At 69.6% G+C, this 14,423-nt stretch carries 14 protein-coding genes; 11 read left to right on the plus strand and 3 right to left on the minus strand.

Annotation, left to right across the window (positions count from 1 at the left end):
• Positions 1-69 precede the first annotated feature (69 nt).
• The 6 genes from ACIA58_RS07030 (at position 70) to ACIA58_RS07055 (ending at position 5,389) form a co-directional block, all read left to right on the plus strand.
• Positions 70-693 (plus strand): transcriptional regulator, encoded by a 624-nt coding sequence (locus ACIA58_RS07030; RefSeq protein ID WP_396402659.1) that lies wholly within the window; start codon positions 70-72, stop codon positions 691-693.
• Complete coding sequence (locus ACIA58_RS07035; protein ID WP_396402660.1) at positions 677-1,798, plus strand: aminotransferase class I/II-fold pyridoxal phosphate-dependent enzyme; 1,122 nt, start codon at positions 677-679, stop codon at positions 1,796-1,798. The genes ACIA58_RS07030 and ACIA58_RS07035 overlap by 17 nt, the downstream gene beginning before the upstream one ends.
• Entirely contained in the window at positions 1,795-2,679 is an 885-nt protein-coding gene (locus ACIA58_RS07040) for an ornithine cyclodeaminase family protein (protein ID WP_396402661.1), read from the plus strand. Before ACIA58_RS07035 ends, ACIA58_RS07040 begins: the two co-directional genes overlap by 4 nt.
• A 298-nt stretch (positions 2,680-2,977) precedes the next feature.
• Positions 2,978-3,472: a sigma-70 family RNA polymerase sigma factor gene (locus ACIA58_RS07045; RefSeq protein WP_396402662.1), complete on the plus strand. Its 495-nt coding sequence runs from the start codon at positions 2,978-2,980 to the stop codon at positions 3,470-3,472.
• Positions 3,469-4,143 carry a hypothetical protein gene (locus ACIA58_RS07050; protein ID WP_396402663.1) on the plus strand — a complete coding sequence of 225 codons (675 nt, stop codon included), beginning with the start codon at positions 3,469-3,471 and terminating at the stop codon, positions 4,141-4,143. The genes ACIA58_RS07045 and ACIA58_RS07050 overlap by 4 nt, the downstream gene beginning before the upstream one ends.
• 124 nt (positions 4,144-4,267) lie before the next feature.
• Positions 4,268-5,389 carry an endonuclease gene (locus ACIA58_RS07055; RefSeq protein WP_396402664.1) on the plus strand — a complete coding sequence of 374 codons (1,122 nt, stop codon included), beginning with the start codon at positions 4,268-4,270 and terminating at the stop codon, positions 5,387-5,389.
• Here ACIA58_RS07055 and ACIA58_RS07060 read toward each other — a convergent pair whose 3' ends face one another.
• Positions 5,390-7,999 carry an ATP-binding protein gene (locus ACIA58_RS07060; RefSeq protein WP_396402665.1) on the minus strand — a complete coding sequence of 870 codons (2,610 nt, stop codon included), beginning with the start codon at positions 7,997-7,999 and terminating at the stop codon, positions 5,390-5,392.
• A gap of 180 nt (positions 8,000-8,179) precedes the next feature.
• On the opposite strand from ACIA58_RS07060, the gene ACIA58_RS07065 reads away from it, so the two are divergent.
• The 3 genes from ACIA58_RS07065 to ACIA58_RS07075 all read left to right on the plus strand — a co-directional run bounded on the left by ACIA58_RS07065 (position 8,180) and on the right by ACIA58_RS07075 (position 11,182).
• Complete coding sequence (locus ACIA58_RS07065) at positions 8,180-9,238, plus strand: hypothetical protein (RefSeq protein ID WP_396402666.1); 1,059 nt, start codon at positions 8,180-8,182, stop codon at positions 9,236-9,238.
• Between the two features lie 2 nt (positions 9,239-9,240).
• Positions 9,241-10,290, plus strand: coding sequence for a hypothetical protein (locus tag ACIA58_RS07070; RefSeq protein ID WP_396402667.1), 1,050 nt, complete (start codon positions 9,241-9,243; stop codon positions 10,288-10,290).
• 70 nt (positions 10,291-10,360) lie between these two features.
• Positions 10,361-11,182: a siderophore-interacting protein gene (locus ACIA58_RS07075; protein WP_396402668.1), complete on the plus strand. Its 822-nt coding sequence runs from the start codon at positions 10,361-10,363 to the stop codon at positions 11,180-11,182.
• On the opposite strand, the gene ACIA58_RS07080 is transcribed toward ACIA58_RS07075, so the two are convergent.
• Entirely contained in the window at positions 11,179-12,234 is a 1,056-nt protein-coding gene (locus ACIA58_RS07080; RefSeq protein WP_396402669.1) for a hypothetical protein, read from the minus strand. The genes ACIA58_RS07075 and ACIA58_RS07080 overlap by 4 nt on opposite strands.
• Positions 12,235-12,266: 32 nt before the next feature.
• Positions 12,267-12,974, minus strand: coding sequence for a hypothetical protein (locus ACIA58_RS07085; RefSeq protein WP_396402670.1), 708 nt, complete (start codon positions 12,972-12,974; stop codon positions 12,267-12,269).
• A gap of 46 nt (positions 12,975-13,020) precedes the next feature.
• Between ACIA58_RS07085 and ACIA58_RS07090 the strand changes: the two genes are divergently transcribed.
• Positions 13,021-13,911, plus strand: a complete 891-nt coding sequence (locus tag ACIA58_RS07090; RefSeq protein ID WP_396402671.1) for an aminoglycoside phosphotransferase family protein — start codon at positions 13,021-13,023, stop codon at positions 13,909-13,911.
• A gap of 12 nt (positions 13,912-13,923) precedes the next feature.
• Positions 13,924-14,382 carry a group II truncated hemoglobin gene (locus ACIA58_RS07095; RefSeq protein ID WP_396402672.1) on the plus strand — a complete coding sequence of 153 codons (459 nt, stop codon included), beginning with the start codon at positions 13,924-13,926 and terminating at the stop codon, positions 14,380-14,382.
• The last annotated feature ends 41 nt before the right edge of the window (positions 14,383-14,423 follow it).

Below are 14,423 nucleotides of genomic sequence, written 5' to 3' on the forward strand. Positions count from 1 at the left end.
CCCTCGCTTCGAGTCGACGGGCAGGTTCTTGTGTAGACAGAATGTCCAGACTGGACTTAGTGTCCAGGTGTGAAGGTTGAGACGCTAGCGCCGATCGGCGACGCCCTGGCGCGATTGCTGTCGCCGCACGCGGAGGTCGTGCTGCACCACCCGGCGACGGACGAGATCGCTGCGATCTGGAACCCGCTGTCCGGACGCGAGCCGGGTGATCCGTCGCTGCTCGGTGAGCTGGACGAGCTGGCCGCGAGCGCGGACGGGGTCTACGGGCCCTACCCGAAGACGCTCTCGGACGGGCGGCGGCTCTCGAGCGTCAGCGCGGTGATCCGCGACGACGACGGGCAGCCGGCGTACGTGCTGTGCGTGAACGTGGACCGGACCGCGTTCGAGGAGGCGAGCCGGTTGCTGGCCGCGTTCGCGGCGCCGGTGGCCGGGCAGCCGCGAGTGCTGTTCGAGCACGACTGGTCGGAGAAGCTGAACGAGCTCGTCGCGGCGTACGTGCGCGAGCGCGGCCTACCGGTCGAGCGGCTGGAGAAGGCGGACCGGCTCGAGCTGCTGAGCCGGCTCGATGCGGCCGGGGTGCTCAGCCAGCGCCGGTCGGTGCCGGCCGTGGCCCGCGCGCTGCGGATCTCCCGCTCGGCGCTCTACCAGCTGCTCGGCCAAGCCCGGAAGGAACCGCATGCCGACCCTGCCTGATTTCCGCCTGGAGACCTATTTCGCCCGCTGGGAGTTCAGCGCCCGCTACCACCTGACCGCGTCCGACGCCCAGACCCTGCCGATGGCCGATCTGCTCGCCATGGCCGACGACGACGGCCGCGAACGCTGGGACTCGCTGACGCTCGGCTACACGCAGACGCGGGGGTTGCCGGTACTGCGGGAGGCGATCGCCGCCACGTACGACGCCGCCGGCGCCGACGACATCCTGTGCTTCGCGGGTGCCGAGGAGGCGATCTACCTCGCGATGCGCACGCTGCTCGAGCCGACGGACCACGCCATCGTCCTGACCCCCAACTACCAGGCAGCAGAAACCGTCCCGCTGTCCGTCTGTGACGTGACCGGGGTGTCACTGCGAGCCGATGCCGGCTGGACCTTCGACGTGGACGCGGTGGAGTCCGCTCTTCGTCCCAACACGCGCATGGTGTCCGTCAACTTCCCGAACAACCCGACCGGCGCGCTGCCGTCGCCGGACGCCTGGGCCAGGCTTACGCGGTTGTGTGACGAACGCGGGATCATCCTCTTCTCCGACGAGGTGTACCGCGGGCTCGAGGCCAACCCCTTGCCTCAGGCAACGGACCTGTCCCGCACGGCGATCTCGCTCAACGTGATGTCCAAGGCTTACGGCCTGCCCGGGCTGCGGATCGGCTGGGTCGCGTGCCGGGACCGGTCCGTGCTGGACCGGCTGGAGCGGGCGAAGCACTACACGACGATCTGCAACTCGGGCCCTGGCGAGGTCCTTGCGCTGATCGCACTCCGCGCCCGGGACCGGATCCTGGAGCGCAACCGCGGGATCATCGCGGCCAATCTGCCGTTGTTCACCGGCTTCTTCGATCAGTACCCCGAGCTGTTCGAGTTCCGGGCTCCGGACGGCGGGTGCGTGGCTTATCCGCGCTACCTCGGTCCGGACGGGGTCGAGGTGATGTGCACGGAGCTCGTCGAGCAGGCCGGGGTGCTCCTGCTGCCGTCGAGCATCTACTCGTCGGAGCTGACCGCGACGCCGGCAGACCGGTTCCGCGTCGGCATCGGGCGGTCGGGTCCCGCGGAGGCGCTCGAGGTCTGGGCGGACTGGCTGGCGAAGCGATGAGGGTCGTCGAGCTTGACGAGCTCGCCAGGGTGGCGACGTACGACGTGGTGTTCGGGGCGGTGCGGGCGGCGCTGGTGGCGCACGCGGAGGGGCGGACCGTGGTACCGGCGCCGATGGTGCTGGACTTCCCGGGCGGGGATTGTCATGTGAAGGCCGGGTATGTGGTCGGGTCGCCGTACTTTGCGGTGAAGACGGCCAGCTCCATTGGTGGGTCCAACAACGGGGTGATGCTGGCGGTGTCGGCGAGGGACGGGTCTCCGGCCGCGGTGCTGGTGGACGAGGGGATGCTGACGGCTTGGCGTACTGCGGCCTCCGGGGCGCTGATCACCGATGCGATGACACCTGCTGGTGTGGATGAGGTGGTGGTTCTCGGCACTGGGGAGCAGGCGTTCCTGCAGGTGCTCTGGTTGCGGCAGCTACGGACGTTGACACGTGTGAGCGTCTGGGGGCGTAGGCCGGATGCCGTGGAGCAATTGCGGGCGAAGTTCGACGCCCTGGGGCTGGAGACTGACGCGGCGCGTGCCGGCGGAGCTTGCGTGATCGCCACCACTGCTGCGCGGCAGCCGTTGCCTCGGGAGTTGTTTGCGGGCGCCGTCCATGTGACCGGTATCGGCACGGACATGCCCGGCAAGGGCGAGTTGCCGGTGGAGGTGTTGGCCGGCGCGCTGGTCGCGACCGACGACCACGCGCAGTGTCTCGACCACGGGGACTTCGGGAACGCGGTCCGGGCCGGCGTGGTCGGGGCGGATGTGGACCTGGCGGTGGGCGCGGTCCTGCGGGACGGGGTGGACCGGGACCGGCGCTCGGTGGCCGATCTGACCGGGATCGGAGCCGTGGACGCGGCGGTGGCGGGAGAGATCGTGACGCGACTCGCTCAGTAGTTGAGATGCATTCGCTGAGTCATGGACAATGGGTACTGGACTGAGTACCGTCCGTAAGCGGCGTCCGCACCACGCCACCTCCGTCGGTGAGGTGCTGCCCGCCAGTAGTACCTCGCTGGTGGGTGGGCAGAGCAGGCTGTGGCGGACAGTCACGGCCTGATGGGGGCCCATCCACCCAGGTGGGGCGATGAACGGCACTCACCCGTTCACCGCCCCACCGGCTCAAATCTCGTTCACAACGCTTCGCGCTCCTCGTTCGTCTTGATGGCTGACAAGTGCAATCGACGGAACGGGTGCCATGGCCGACTGGGAACGAGCGTTCCAGGACCTTCTCGCTGCCCGGGGCGCGTCGCTGCGGGCGTACGGCTATCTCCTGACGGGAGAGTCGGCGGCCGCGGCCGATCTGCTGCAGGACGCGCTGCTGCGGGTCTTCAGCCGGCTGCGGGTCGGCGGTGACGTCACCCAGCTGGAGAGCTACGTGCGCCGGGCGATGCTGAACCAGTACGTCGACGGCGCGCGGCGGGCCGGGCTCTGGCGAGCGAAGCGGCACCTGCTCGTCCAGCCGGTCGAGCATCACGACGATCCCGGGCCTGCCAGCGACGTCCGGCAGGCACTGGCCACGCTGTCGCCCCGGCTGCGTGCCTGCGTGGTGCTTCGGTACTACGAGGACCTCACGGTGCCGGAGATCGCGGAGCAGCTCGCCTGCGCCGAGGGCACCGTCAAACGCTATCTGGCCGATGCGCGGGCGAAGCTTGCCGAGCGGCTCGCCGTACCCGAGGAGACGATCAAATGACTGACGTGACGACTTTGCTCCAGGAGCTGGCCGGTACCGGTGCTGTGGAGTTCGCGGAGCACGACCTCCTGCTTCGGATCCGCCGCCGGCGCCGCGTTCGAACGGCGCTCACCGCGGCAACCGGTCTGGCCGCGGCGACGGCGGTCGCGATCGGTGCGTACGCCGCCATTCCGGGCCACACCGTGGCTCCGGCCAGGCCTCCGGTCGCCATTGCGTCGACGGCGGTGGCAATGCCGACCGCGCCGTACGAATGCGGCGTGGCGTTCCCGGCTCCGACGCCGGGCGGGAAGAAGGACCTGGTCGCAGTCGTGACCCTGACCCAGCAGAGCATCAGCCGGACCGCCACCGGCTGGACCGCAGTGGTGCGGTCGAAGTACCTGTACCAGGGCGGACTGCCGCACCCGCTCATCGCGGGCCTCCCGCCGAAGTGGATCGCCGTCGTCGGGAACGGCCGGATGGTCGGTCGCGCCACGATCAGCACGGCGGCCGAGCCGGTTGAGCTGCATCCGGGCCAGTCCAACGTCGTCGACGCGCCGATGGACATCCGGTCCTGTGCGGGCGGACCGTTGCCGACCGGTGCCTATCAGCTCTACGAGGACCTGCCGGCTCCGGGGAAGTCGACCGAGCCGGTCGTCGACACCCACCCGATCGGGGCGATCCAGCTGCGCTGACCCTGATCCGTGGCCCGCGGTTCGCCGGATGGCCGGGCAGGTTTCAGGTGCTGGGAGGTTTCGCGGCGGGGCCCGGGCGGGCAACCTGTGAAGGTCCGGTCCCCACCCGCCCCTGGGAGTTGCCGTGTCCCGATTGTTCCGTCCGGCGCTGCTCGTCACCGCCGTTCTCGCACTGCTGGGCTTCGGCATCACGCCGTCGAACGCCGCCACCACGATCACCGTCGCGACCGCGATCGGACGCCAGGACAACTCGACGGCGTCCGTCAGCGGGTACGTGGTCGGTCAGCCGACGGCGACCAGCACCGTTGTCCGCAGCAACTTCCCGAACGACTACGCGCTGGCGCTCGCCGATTCGGCCGCCCAGACGAGTACGTCGGCCATGCTCTACGTCCAGATCCCGGCCGCGTTCCGCGCGTCGTACGGGCTGCAGAGCAACCCCGGCCTGCTCGGCAAGCAGATCACGGTCACCGGCACGCTCGCGGCGTACTTCTCGCACCCCGGCCTGAAGAACGCGACCGCCTTCACCGGAGGCGGTGGCTCGTCGGATCCCGGCGACCCTGGTGACTACTACGCCGGCGCGGAGGGCAAGACCGGCGCCGCGCTGAAGGCCGCGCTGCACACGATCATCTCGAGCCAGACCAAGCTCACCTACGACCAGGTCTGGGACGCGCTCGAGGTCACCGACCAGGACCCGAACAACAGCAACAACGTCATCGAGATCTACTCCGGCCGCTCGATCGCGAAGAGCAGCGAGGGTGGCGGCGTCGACGACTGGAACCGTGAGCACGTCTGGGCCAAGTCCCACGGCGACTTCGGTACGGCGACCGGCCCGGGCACCGACGTACACCACCTCCGCCCCGAGGACGTCTCGGTGAACTCGGCCCGCGGCAACCTCGACTTCGACAACGGCGGTACGGCGGTCGCCCAGTGCTCCGGCTGTACGGCGGACTCGGACTCGTTCGCCCCGCGCGCGGCGGCCCGTGGCGATGTGGCCCGGATGATCTTCTACATGGCGGTCCGCTACGAGGGCGACGACGGCTTCCCGAACCTCGAGGTGAACAACTCGGTCGGCAACGGCACCGCGCCGTACATCGGCAAGCTGTCGGTGCTGAAGGCCTGGGCGGCGGCCGACCCGCCGGACGCCTTCGAGAAGAACCGCAACGAGGTCATCTACAGCCAGTTCCAGCACAACCGGAACCCGTTCATCGACCACCCGGAGTGGATCAGCTCCATCTGGCCGAACTAGCTAGCGCTTCGCCTGCAGGTCCTCGCGCCTGGGCCCGCCCTGACCGTGGGCGGGCCGGGCGCCGGCCGAGCCGAGCTGTGCCTGTCCGGCGACCGGGCGGGCGAGGCCGGCCTGCGCGGCGCTGACGCCCAGGCGCGTCTGCACCCAGTCCTGGAAGCCGGGGTCGGCAACCCGGATCTGGTGCCCGGTCCGGGTCAGCAGCCCGCGGGAGACCAGCTTCTGCGCGGCGCTGTCCAGGTCCCAGCGATCGGGTCCGGCGGCCTCGGACCGGGACGGGGTCTGCATCCCGTGCGAACCGTGCGCCGCGGTCTTCGCCAGCAGTTCCTTCTCGGTGGGCGTGCAGTTGTACCAGGCGGCGTCGTACAGAGCTCGCGACTGCGCGTTCAACCGGGCGGTCGCGGTCGCGGCCACCTCGGCGGTGATGCCCGAACCCGGCTCGGAGAGCTCGAGAGCCGCTGCGGCCAGGGTTCGCAGCCGGCTCGGATTGCCGTTGGCCGCGGTGACCAGGCTGTCGACCGCCGCCGGCTCGTACCGGACCCGGGCCGCGTCGAGCGGGACGGTCAACGCCGGCCGCAGCTCGTTCTCGCTCAGCGGCGTCAGCCGCCGTACGTCGAACTTGCCGGCCTGCTTGGTCTCCATGCCGCTGTGCCCGCCCGATGCCTCGAGCAACCGGCTGGTCGCCTCCTCGCCGCCGGCCGCGATCAGGAACATCGGCTGCCGTACCCGCTGCAGGTGCGCCGAGAGCTCGGTCAGCGCGACCAGGTCGTTCTTCGACGCGGCGTCCAGGTTGTCGACCATCAGCAGGATCGGCTGCCGGGTCGGCATGGCCATCTTGCCGAGGTGCTCCGCGACCTCGTTCAGCGTCGTGCCGACGGAGTCCTTGGTGACGCCCTCCCAGGCGGTGTGGAAGCCGATCTTCGGGCCGGGTGCGATGCCGATCCGGACCTGCGCGGTGTTCATCGAGTTCTTGGTCCGGATCGCCATCCGGTTCAGCAGCTGCTTCAGCTCCTTCACCTGGCCGGCCGGGAACCGTTCCTTGATCGTGCCGAGCTCGCCCTGGACGGCGCGGATCACCCGCGCCTCCAGCGACTCGCGCCGCGACGCGTCCAGCCGGATCGCGATCCAGCCCTCCGCGTCGGCCATCGCCTTCGTGCGGTTCAGCTCCTGACTCGTGCCCATCCCGGGCGGCCCGGTGAACAGCACCGAGGTGCCCTTCGGGGGGCGGTCCTCGAGCGAGATCGGCCGGCCTTGCTCGTCCGATCGCTCGACCCGGTGGACCAGCTCGCCTCCCGCACCGAACACCTGGTTGACCAGCGCGCGTTCACCGATCGGGTGGGCCGGCGCGAGTGCCGCCTCGTCCCGCGACAGGGCCTGGCCGATCGTCGGCGGCGCCGCCGCGACGGGTGTCTGCCCGAGGTAGTCGTTGACCCAGTCCTGGAGGCCCTTGTCCGGGATCGTGACGACGTGGCCGCTGTGCTCGCGCAGCAGGCCACGCGCGACCAGCTCCTGACGAGCCTGGTCGATCTCCTGCCAACGCCCCGGACCGGCGGCCTGGGTCTCGTCCGGCATGTACAGACCGTTCGGCCCCTGGGCCGCGACGTGTGCGAGCAGGTCCTTCTGCGCGTGGCTGGTGCGCTTCTGGTCCCACACGCTCTGGTACAGCACGGCCGCGTCGGCGTTGATCCGGGCCGTCGCGGCCTGCGCGCAGCCGACCGTGATCCCGGCGTCCGGGTCCCGGTGTGCGACCGCAGCCTCGCTGAGCTGCCGCAGCCGTGTGGGGTCGCCGTTCGCCGCCGTGACCAGCCGATCGACGGCGGCGTACTCGTACGGGATGCCGGCCCTGTCGAGCGGCTCCGTCAGGGCCGGCCAGACCTGCGCGTCGGACAGCGGTCCCAGCTCGCGAATGTCGAACTGGTTGCTGATCGTGGTAGCGATCCCGGACATCCGCCGGGACGCGTTCATCAACGCGCTCGTCGACATCGCCCCACCGGCCGCGACCAGCCAGACCGGCCGGTTCAGTTCCTCGATGTGGATGGCCAGCTCGTTCAGCCCGGCCCGGTCCGCCTCCGAGGCCTGGTCGATGTTGTCCACCAGCAGCAGGATCGGCTTGTCGTCGATCGCGGTCAGCCTGCCGAGCTCGTCGGCGAAGTCGTTCAGCGTCGTACCGAGGTTGTCGTGCGCCGTCGTGTCCTTCTCCGACTTGCCGACCAGCTCGACCGGGAGGATGCCGCCGCCGAGCCTGCCCTCGACGCCGAGCCGGGTGTTGCGGCCGCTCTGGGTCAGGTCGCGGACCGTCTTGCCCAGCTTGCGTACCGGGCCGCGCCTGAACCGGGCGCGCAGGTCGTCGAGACTCGCCCGGACCGCGCCGGTGAGCTGGTGCTCCAGTGGCATGTTCCCCGAGGCGGTCATCCGGATCGCGGTCCAGCCGTTGCGCTCCGCCAGATCCTCCGCCCGGTCCAGCTCTGAGGTCTTGCCCATCCCGGGCGGCCCGGTGAACAGGATCGCCTTGCTCTCCGGCAGGACGTCGCCGAGCGAGACGGTGTTGCCGAGCCGGTCGGTGCGCGTGACGACGGATGCCGGGTGCCGGACCGTTCCGAAGACCTGGCTCATTGGACCAGCGTGGGGACCGTAGCCGACTCCGACACGGTCGGTACGTGACCTGGCGGTTAACAGTCGGCCCCCGGCAGTTGAACCAGGGCTGCGGGCAACCGGTCTACACACAGCGGCCCGATCGCGCACTCCTACGGTGAAATGCTTGGATGCCGGCTGGACCACTGTCACGCTCAGTGCATGCGAATGAGACCAGTGGTGGCGGCGCTGGCGACAGTACCCCTGGCGGGGCTGTTCCTCGGCGCGGCGCAGACCGCTGCGCAGGCCGATCCGGACCCCAACCTGACGATCACCCAGGTCGCCCTGGACCGTACGTCGGTCGCGGTGTCCGGCCTGAACACGTACCCGATCAACGTGACCGTCAAGGGCGGCTACGACTCCACCGAGCCCGGCGACCAGAACCTCGTCCTGAACGTGGTCCTCGAACGCACCGGCGGTACCGGGACGCGCAACGACATCGTCTCGGCCGACCTGAAGCGGACCGCCGGGACGCTCCAGAACGGCACCTGGACCGGCCGGCTCAACGTCGCCTCGACCGCGAACGGCACGTTCAAGGTCACCGGCGTGATGACCGGTCCATACGGCGGGCCCGACCCCGGTACGCCGGTCGACCCGACGCCGTACTCGGGCCAGACGATCACGGTGAAGGGCACGAACCTGCCGAAGATCACCGCGGCGGCCAACCCGCGGGTGGTGCCGTTCGGGAAGCCGTACTCGATCACCTGGGCAGTCACGAACACGGCGACCGGGAAGCCGTACGGCAGCCGGATCCCGATCGGCCTCGGCGTCGACGTACCGTGCGCCGAGGGCGGCAGCCCGCTCTACAGGACCGGCACGAACGGCGTCATCACCAAGTCCTACACCGCTGACGACGCGGGCGCGCTGAACTGCGCACACATCTACGCGGACCCGTACTACATCGTCGGGCAGTGGCTGTTCCCGGCGCGACCGACGGCGGTGGCGGCAGTGCCGTCGAAGACGAGTGTGCGGGTCGGAACCATTGTCCCGGTCAATGGTTCGGTGGCGCACATGACCGGCTCGTGCCCGGTCCAGTTGCAGCGGCTGTACGGCCGGACGCAGTGGCGGGCGGTCAGCTCTGCCAAGGTCCGGCAGTCCGGCCGGTTCACGGTCAACGCGCAACCGTCGTACAAGGGCCTGATTCCGTACCGCGTGTACGTCCCGGCGTGTGAGCCGTTCGTCGCCGGTGTCAGCAAGAGCTTCACCATCCAAGGGACGTGATCATGAGAATTGGACGATGGATCGCCGTGCTGCTGGCGGCGCCTCTGGCGGTTGCCGCCTTCCCAGGGGCGGCACAGGCCGACCCCGACCCGAATCTCCACATCACCTCGGTGACGCTGGGCCAGAGCACCGTTGCCGTCAGCGGACTGAACACGGCGTCGGTGGCGGTGACGGTCAAGGGCGCGTACGACTCCAGCGAACCGGGCGATGCCAAGATCCCGGTGAACGTGATCCTCGAGCGGACCGGTGGTGCCGGCCAGGAGAAGACCCTGTTCTCCACGAACCTGGTCCGCAACCAGACCACCGGCACCTGGACCGGTCCGCTCCTGGTCCCGTCGACCGCGAACGGCACCTTCAAGGTGACCGGCGTGATCACCGGCCCCTTCCTCCCGGGCAGCGGCAGCATGACGACCCCGACGCCGTACGCCGGTCCGGCGCTCGCCGTCATCGGTACGCATCAGCCGAAGATCACCGCGTCCGTGTCGCCGAAGCTGGTCCCGTACAACACGCCGTACTCGATCAAGTGGGCGATCGTCGACGCGCAGACCGGCAGGCCGTACGGCAGCCGCCTGCGCGTGGTGCTCGGGATCGACAACATCTGCGCCGAGTACTTCGGTCCGGGCTACACCAACCTCACCGGCGTCGATGGCACCGTGACGAAGTCGTACACGGCCGCGGACTCCAACGCCGTGAACTGCCTGCTGCTGCCCGGCAACCCGTCCTCGGTCGGCGGACTCGGACTCTTCGTGGCGCGACCGATCACCAAGCCGACGGTCACCGCGGTGCCGTCGCGGACCAGCGCACCGGTCGGGACCCTGGTCCCCGTCAACGGTTCGGTCTACACGGTGCAGGCCGGCTGCAAGGTCTACCTGCAGCGGCTGTACGGCGCCACGCAGTGGCGAAGCGTCAGCACGGGAGCGGTGCGTTCCTCCGGGCGGTACACGGTGAACGCGCAGCCGGCGTACAAGGGGTCCATCCCCTATCGGTCCTACGTCCCGGCCTGCAGCTCGATCGCGTCCTTCAGCAAGGCCTTCTACATCCGGGGCACCTGAGTCCTTGGGGCGGGTGGGTTAGGCTTACTTAGGTAGCCCTAACTTATCCGCCCGAGAGGACTGTGGTCGCGTGACCAGCCCTGCACCCCGCCGTAACCGCGTCTGCAAGCGCGCCGTCGTCCAACGGACCGAGCGGATCACCCCGCACATGATCCGGGTCGTGCTCACCTCCGACGACTTCGCCGACAACGGCTTCAGCGATCACTACGTGAAGCTGCTGTTCTGCAAGGACGGCGTCGAGTACCCCGAGCCGCTGGACCTGGGCGTCGTACGCGAGACGTACCCGGCCGAGCAGTGGCCGACGATGCGGACCTACACCGTCCGCAGCTGGGACGAGGCCTCGCGCGAGCTCACCATCGACTTCGTCCACCACGGCGACGAGGGCGTCGCGGGTCCCTGGGCCGCTGCGGCGCTGGCGGGTGACGTGCTGTGGTTCAACGGTCCGGGCGGTGCGTACACGCCGGACGAGGCGGCCGACTGGCACCTGCTCGTCGGTGACGAGAGCGCGCTGCCGGCGATCGGTTCCGCGGTCGAGCAGTTGCCGACCGGGGCGCGGGCAACGGTCCTGATCGAGGTGGGCGACGAATCCGAGGAGCAGAAGTTCAGCGGCTCGGGTGATGTCGACATCCGTTGGTTCCACCGCTCGACCGCGTCCGGCGAGCGTGGCGACGGTCTGGTCGCGGCCGTGGAGGCGCTGGACTTCCCAGCCGGCACGCCGCACGTGTTCGTGCACGGTGAGGCCGGCTTCGTGTTCCGCATCCGCAAGAACCTGTACCAGGAACGCGGCCTCGCCCGCGACCGCGTCTCCCTGTCCGGCTACTGGCGCCTCGGCAAGAACGAGGACGGCTGGCAGGCCGAGAAGGCCGAGACCGCCAAGCAGGAACGCAGCTAGAGCCCGCGGATGTAGAAGACCCGGCTGATACCGCTCAGGAAGCGCCCGCACGTCGGCAGGTAGACGCGGTACGGGATCAGTCCCTTGTACGCCGGTTGCGCGGACACCGTGAACCGTCCGCTCTGCCGGGTCTTCGCAGTACTGACGCCGCGCCATTGGGTGGCGCCGTACAGCCGCTGCAGGACGACCGGGCAGAATCCCGCCGGACCCAGCACGTTGCCGTTGACACCGACGATCGTGCCGACCGGCGCTGCTGCCTTGGCCGGCGTCGCTGACACCACGCCGGGCCGCACGACGAACAGACCCAGTCCGGCGATGTCGCCCGGCGTACTTCGGATCCGGAGACAGTTGAGCGGGTCGGCCGCCGAGTCCGGGTAGTTGTGCGTGATCAGTCCCGCGGTCGTCGACAGAGCGTCGATCCCGCCGGCGTCCTCGGCGCACTGGTTGTCGAGGCCGAGCAGCGCTTTGATCCGGGTGCCGTAGGCCTTACCGGTCGCCGAGTCGATGATCGCCCAGGTGATCGTGAAGCCCGGTCCGAACGGCACGATCGGCGGTGTCACCTTGGCGGTGATCTTCGGCTGATGGAGGCCGGTCACCGTGATGGTCGGCCCGTCGACGGGAGTCGGGTCCGGCGGAGTCCCGCCGAACTGCCAGGCGATGAACGGTCCGGTGATGACGCCGTACACCTTGTAGGTCCCGTTGGCGGTGGACGGCACCAGTACGGGCCCGGCCCACACCCCGTTCTGCACGGTGGTTCCCGGCTTGAGTGCGAGGTCGGTGGAGATCAGATCTTTCTGCGGTCCGGATCCGCTGATCCGCTTGAGGAAGACCACCAGGGGGATCTTCGCGTTGAGCGGATCGGTCGAGTTGTACTTCCCGATGATCTGCAGCTGCACCGCGACCGTGTTGAGCCCGGACACCGCGACCGCCGACCGGTCCGCCGTGACTCCTGACACCGTCAGCAGCGGATCCACCGCGGCCTGCGCCCCGGTGACCCCTGCGCCCACGACAACCGACGCCAGCAGCGTCGCCACAACCCTGCGCCCCCACATATCAGCAGCGTGGCACCGGGCTGCCCGGCTGCCTAGCCCTCGCGGCGCTCGGTGAGTACGTCGATGAGGGTGGCGGACTGGTTGGTCGGGAGGACCCAGTCCTCGCCGTTCGCCTGCAGGATGACGGCCGGCCCCTGGCTGGCGACCGCGTGGGTGACGGCGATCGGGAACTTGAGCCGCTCGGCGCCGGAGAGCGAGAACTCGTAGGTGCCGGTGATCCCGGTCAGCGGGTAGGTGCGGAACTGCTGCTCCGAGCGCGGGATCGGGTGCGACTGGATGGTGACCGAGTCCGCGCCGACCCGGACGGCGGCGAGCGGGATGCCCCGCAGGCGGAAGACGAGTTCGTACGGCGTACCGGCAAGCTCCGGGACGAACGGGACGAGCAGCGCCCGGTCGGCCGCGCGGGCCAGCACCAGACCGACGACGATCCCGACGATCAGGCCGGGCAAGGCGAGGATCGCCGGCCACCAGACTCCGACCGCGAGCGGGAACAGCGTCACCATCAGACCCGCGAGACCGCCGTACACCCCGGCGACAGAGAGCCACCACCGCGGCTGGTACCGATGCCGCCGTCGCAGCACGAAGCCGAACACCAGCATCGCCAGCGGTACGACGCACCCGATCCACGCCGCCGCCGACCCGCTCGCCGCGATCAACCCCACCGCCACGAGCAGCAGGACCGGAATCCCCAAATAGATGACTGCGACCAGCCGCTGTACCCGCCGATGCCTGCTCTCCACAGGAAAACCCAAGCACATCTCGCCGCGACGACCTACTGTGCCGAGGGTGATCGAGATTCCTGCCAAACTCATCCGGAACCACAGCGAGAAGTCTCCCGAGTGGCTGGCCGGTCTCCCGGCGGCCCTCGACCGGTACGTCGACGAATGGCAGCTGACCGTGTCGGGCGACGTCATGAGCGGCGAGGCGTCGTTGATCGTGCCCGTCGTACGGCGGGACGGGACCGAGGCGATGCTCAAGCTGCAGTCGGTCAACGACGAGAGCGAGAGCGAGGCGCTGGCGCTCCGGACCTGGAACCACGCCGACGTGGTCGAGGTGTACGAGGACGACCCGGAGACCTCGACCCTCCTGCTCGAACGCCTCGAGCCGCGCACCCTCGACGACCTGCCCGACGCGATGGAGGCGACCCAGATCCTCGCCGAGGTACTGACCCACCTGATGGTCGTGCCCGCCCCGCCCGGCGTACGGCGCCTCTCCGACATCGCGGCCGGGATGATCGAGGATGCGCCGCGGGTGATCCCGATGCTCGCGGATCCGGCCGAACAGGCGTTGACCTGGCGATTCGTCGCGCAGATGACCGAGCTGCTGCCGGAGCCAGGTGACCGCCTGCTGCACTGGGACCTGCATTACTACAACGTGATGGCTGCGAAGCGGCAGCCGTGGCTGGTGATCGACCCGAAGCCGCTGGCCGGTGACCCGGGATTCGAGCTGATGCCGGCCGTGTGGAACCGGTGGGACGACCTGGTCGCGACCGGCGACCTCTCGCAGGCGATCCGCGACCGGTTCGACCTGATGCTCGAGGTGACCGGCATCGACCGGGACCGTGCGCTCGGGTGGACGGCGGGCCGGATCCTGCAGAACGTGCTCTGGTTCACCGAGGACGGCGACACCCGGATCGAGGCCGAGCTCAAAGCGGTCGCCGATGCCCTCCTCGCGTGATTACATAATTACGTGACTACTCCGACGTTGTACGACTGGGCCGGTGGACAGGATGCGCTGCGCCGGCTGACCGAGGTGTTCTACGACAAGGTGCTCGAGGACCCGATCCTCGCGCCGGTCTTCGCGCACATGAGCGACAAGCACCGCGAGCACGTGGCGATCTGGCTGGGCGAGGTCTTCCGCGGCCCCAGCCGCTACACCGACGAGCTCGGCGGCTACCCCGCGATGCTCGCCCATCACCTCAACCTCGGACTGACCGAGGAGCAGCGCTCTCGCTGGGCCGGGCTGATCGCCCAGAGCGCCGATCCGGCCGGTCTCCCCGACGACCCCGAGTTCCGGTCGGCCTTCGTCGCGTACATCGAGTGGGGCACCCGGATCGCCCTCGCCAATTCCCAGCCGGGAGCGACCCCGCCGCCGCAGGCGCCCGTACCGCACTGGGGCTGGGGCGAGGCGCCGCCGTACCAGCCCTGACGTGAGTCGGGGGCCTTGCTGTTGGGTAGAGTCCCGGTTCA

This window comes from Kribbella sp. NPDC051586 (assembly GCF_044453965.1).
In the GTDB taxonomy this organism is placed as follows: Bacteria; Actinomycetota; Actinomycetes; order Propionibacteriales; family Kribbellaceae; genus Kribbella.

Bases quoted from the DNA above. Each gene is read 5' to 3' on its own strand.
- ACIA58_RS07035 (WP_396402660.1), top strand. From the start codon at position 677: ATGCCGACCCTGCCTGATTTCCGCCTGGAGACCTATTTCGCCCGCTGG.
- ACIA58_RS07040 (WP_396402661.1), top strand. From the start codon at position 1,795: ATGAGGGTCGTCGAGCTTGACGAGCTCGCCAGGGTGGCGACGTACGAC.
- ACIA58_RS07045 (WP_396402662.1), top strand. From the start codon at position 2,978: ATGGCCGACTGGGAACGAGCGTTCCAGGACCTTCTCGCTGCCCGGGGC.
- ACIA58_RS07050 (WP_396402663.1), top strand. From the start codon at position 3,469: ATGACTGACGTGACGACTTTGCTCCAGGAGCTGGCCGGTACCGGTGCT.
- ACIA58_RS07060 (WP_396402665.1), bottom strand. From the start codon at position 7,999: ATGAGCCAGGTCTTCGGAACGGTCCGGCACCCGGCATCCGTCGTCACG.
- ACIA58_RS07065 (WP_396402666.1), top strand. From the start codon at position 8,180: ATGCGAATGAGACCAGTGGTGGCGGCGCTGGCGACAGTACCCCTGGCG.
- ACIA58_RS07070 (WP_396402667.1), top strand. From the start codon at position 9,241: ATGAGAATTGGACGATGGATCGCCGTGCTGCTGGCGGCGCCTCTGGCG.
- ACIA58_RS07080 (WP_396402669.1), bottom strand. From the start codon at position 12,234: ATGTGGGGGCGCAGGGTTGTGGCGACGCTGCTGGCGTCGGTTGTCGTG.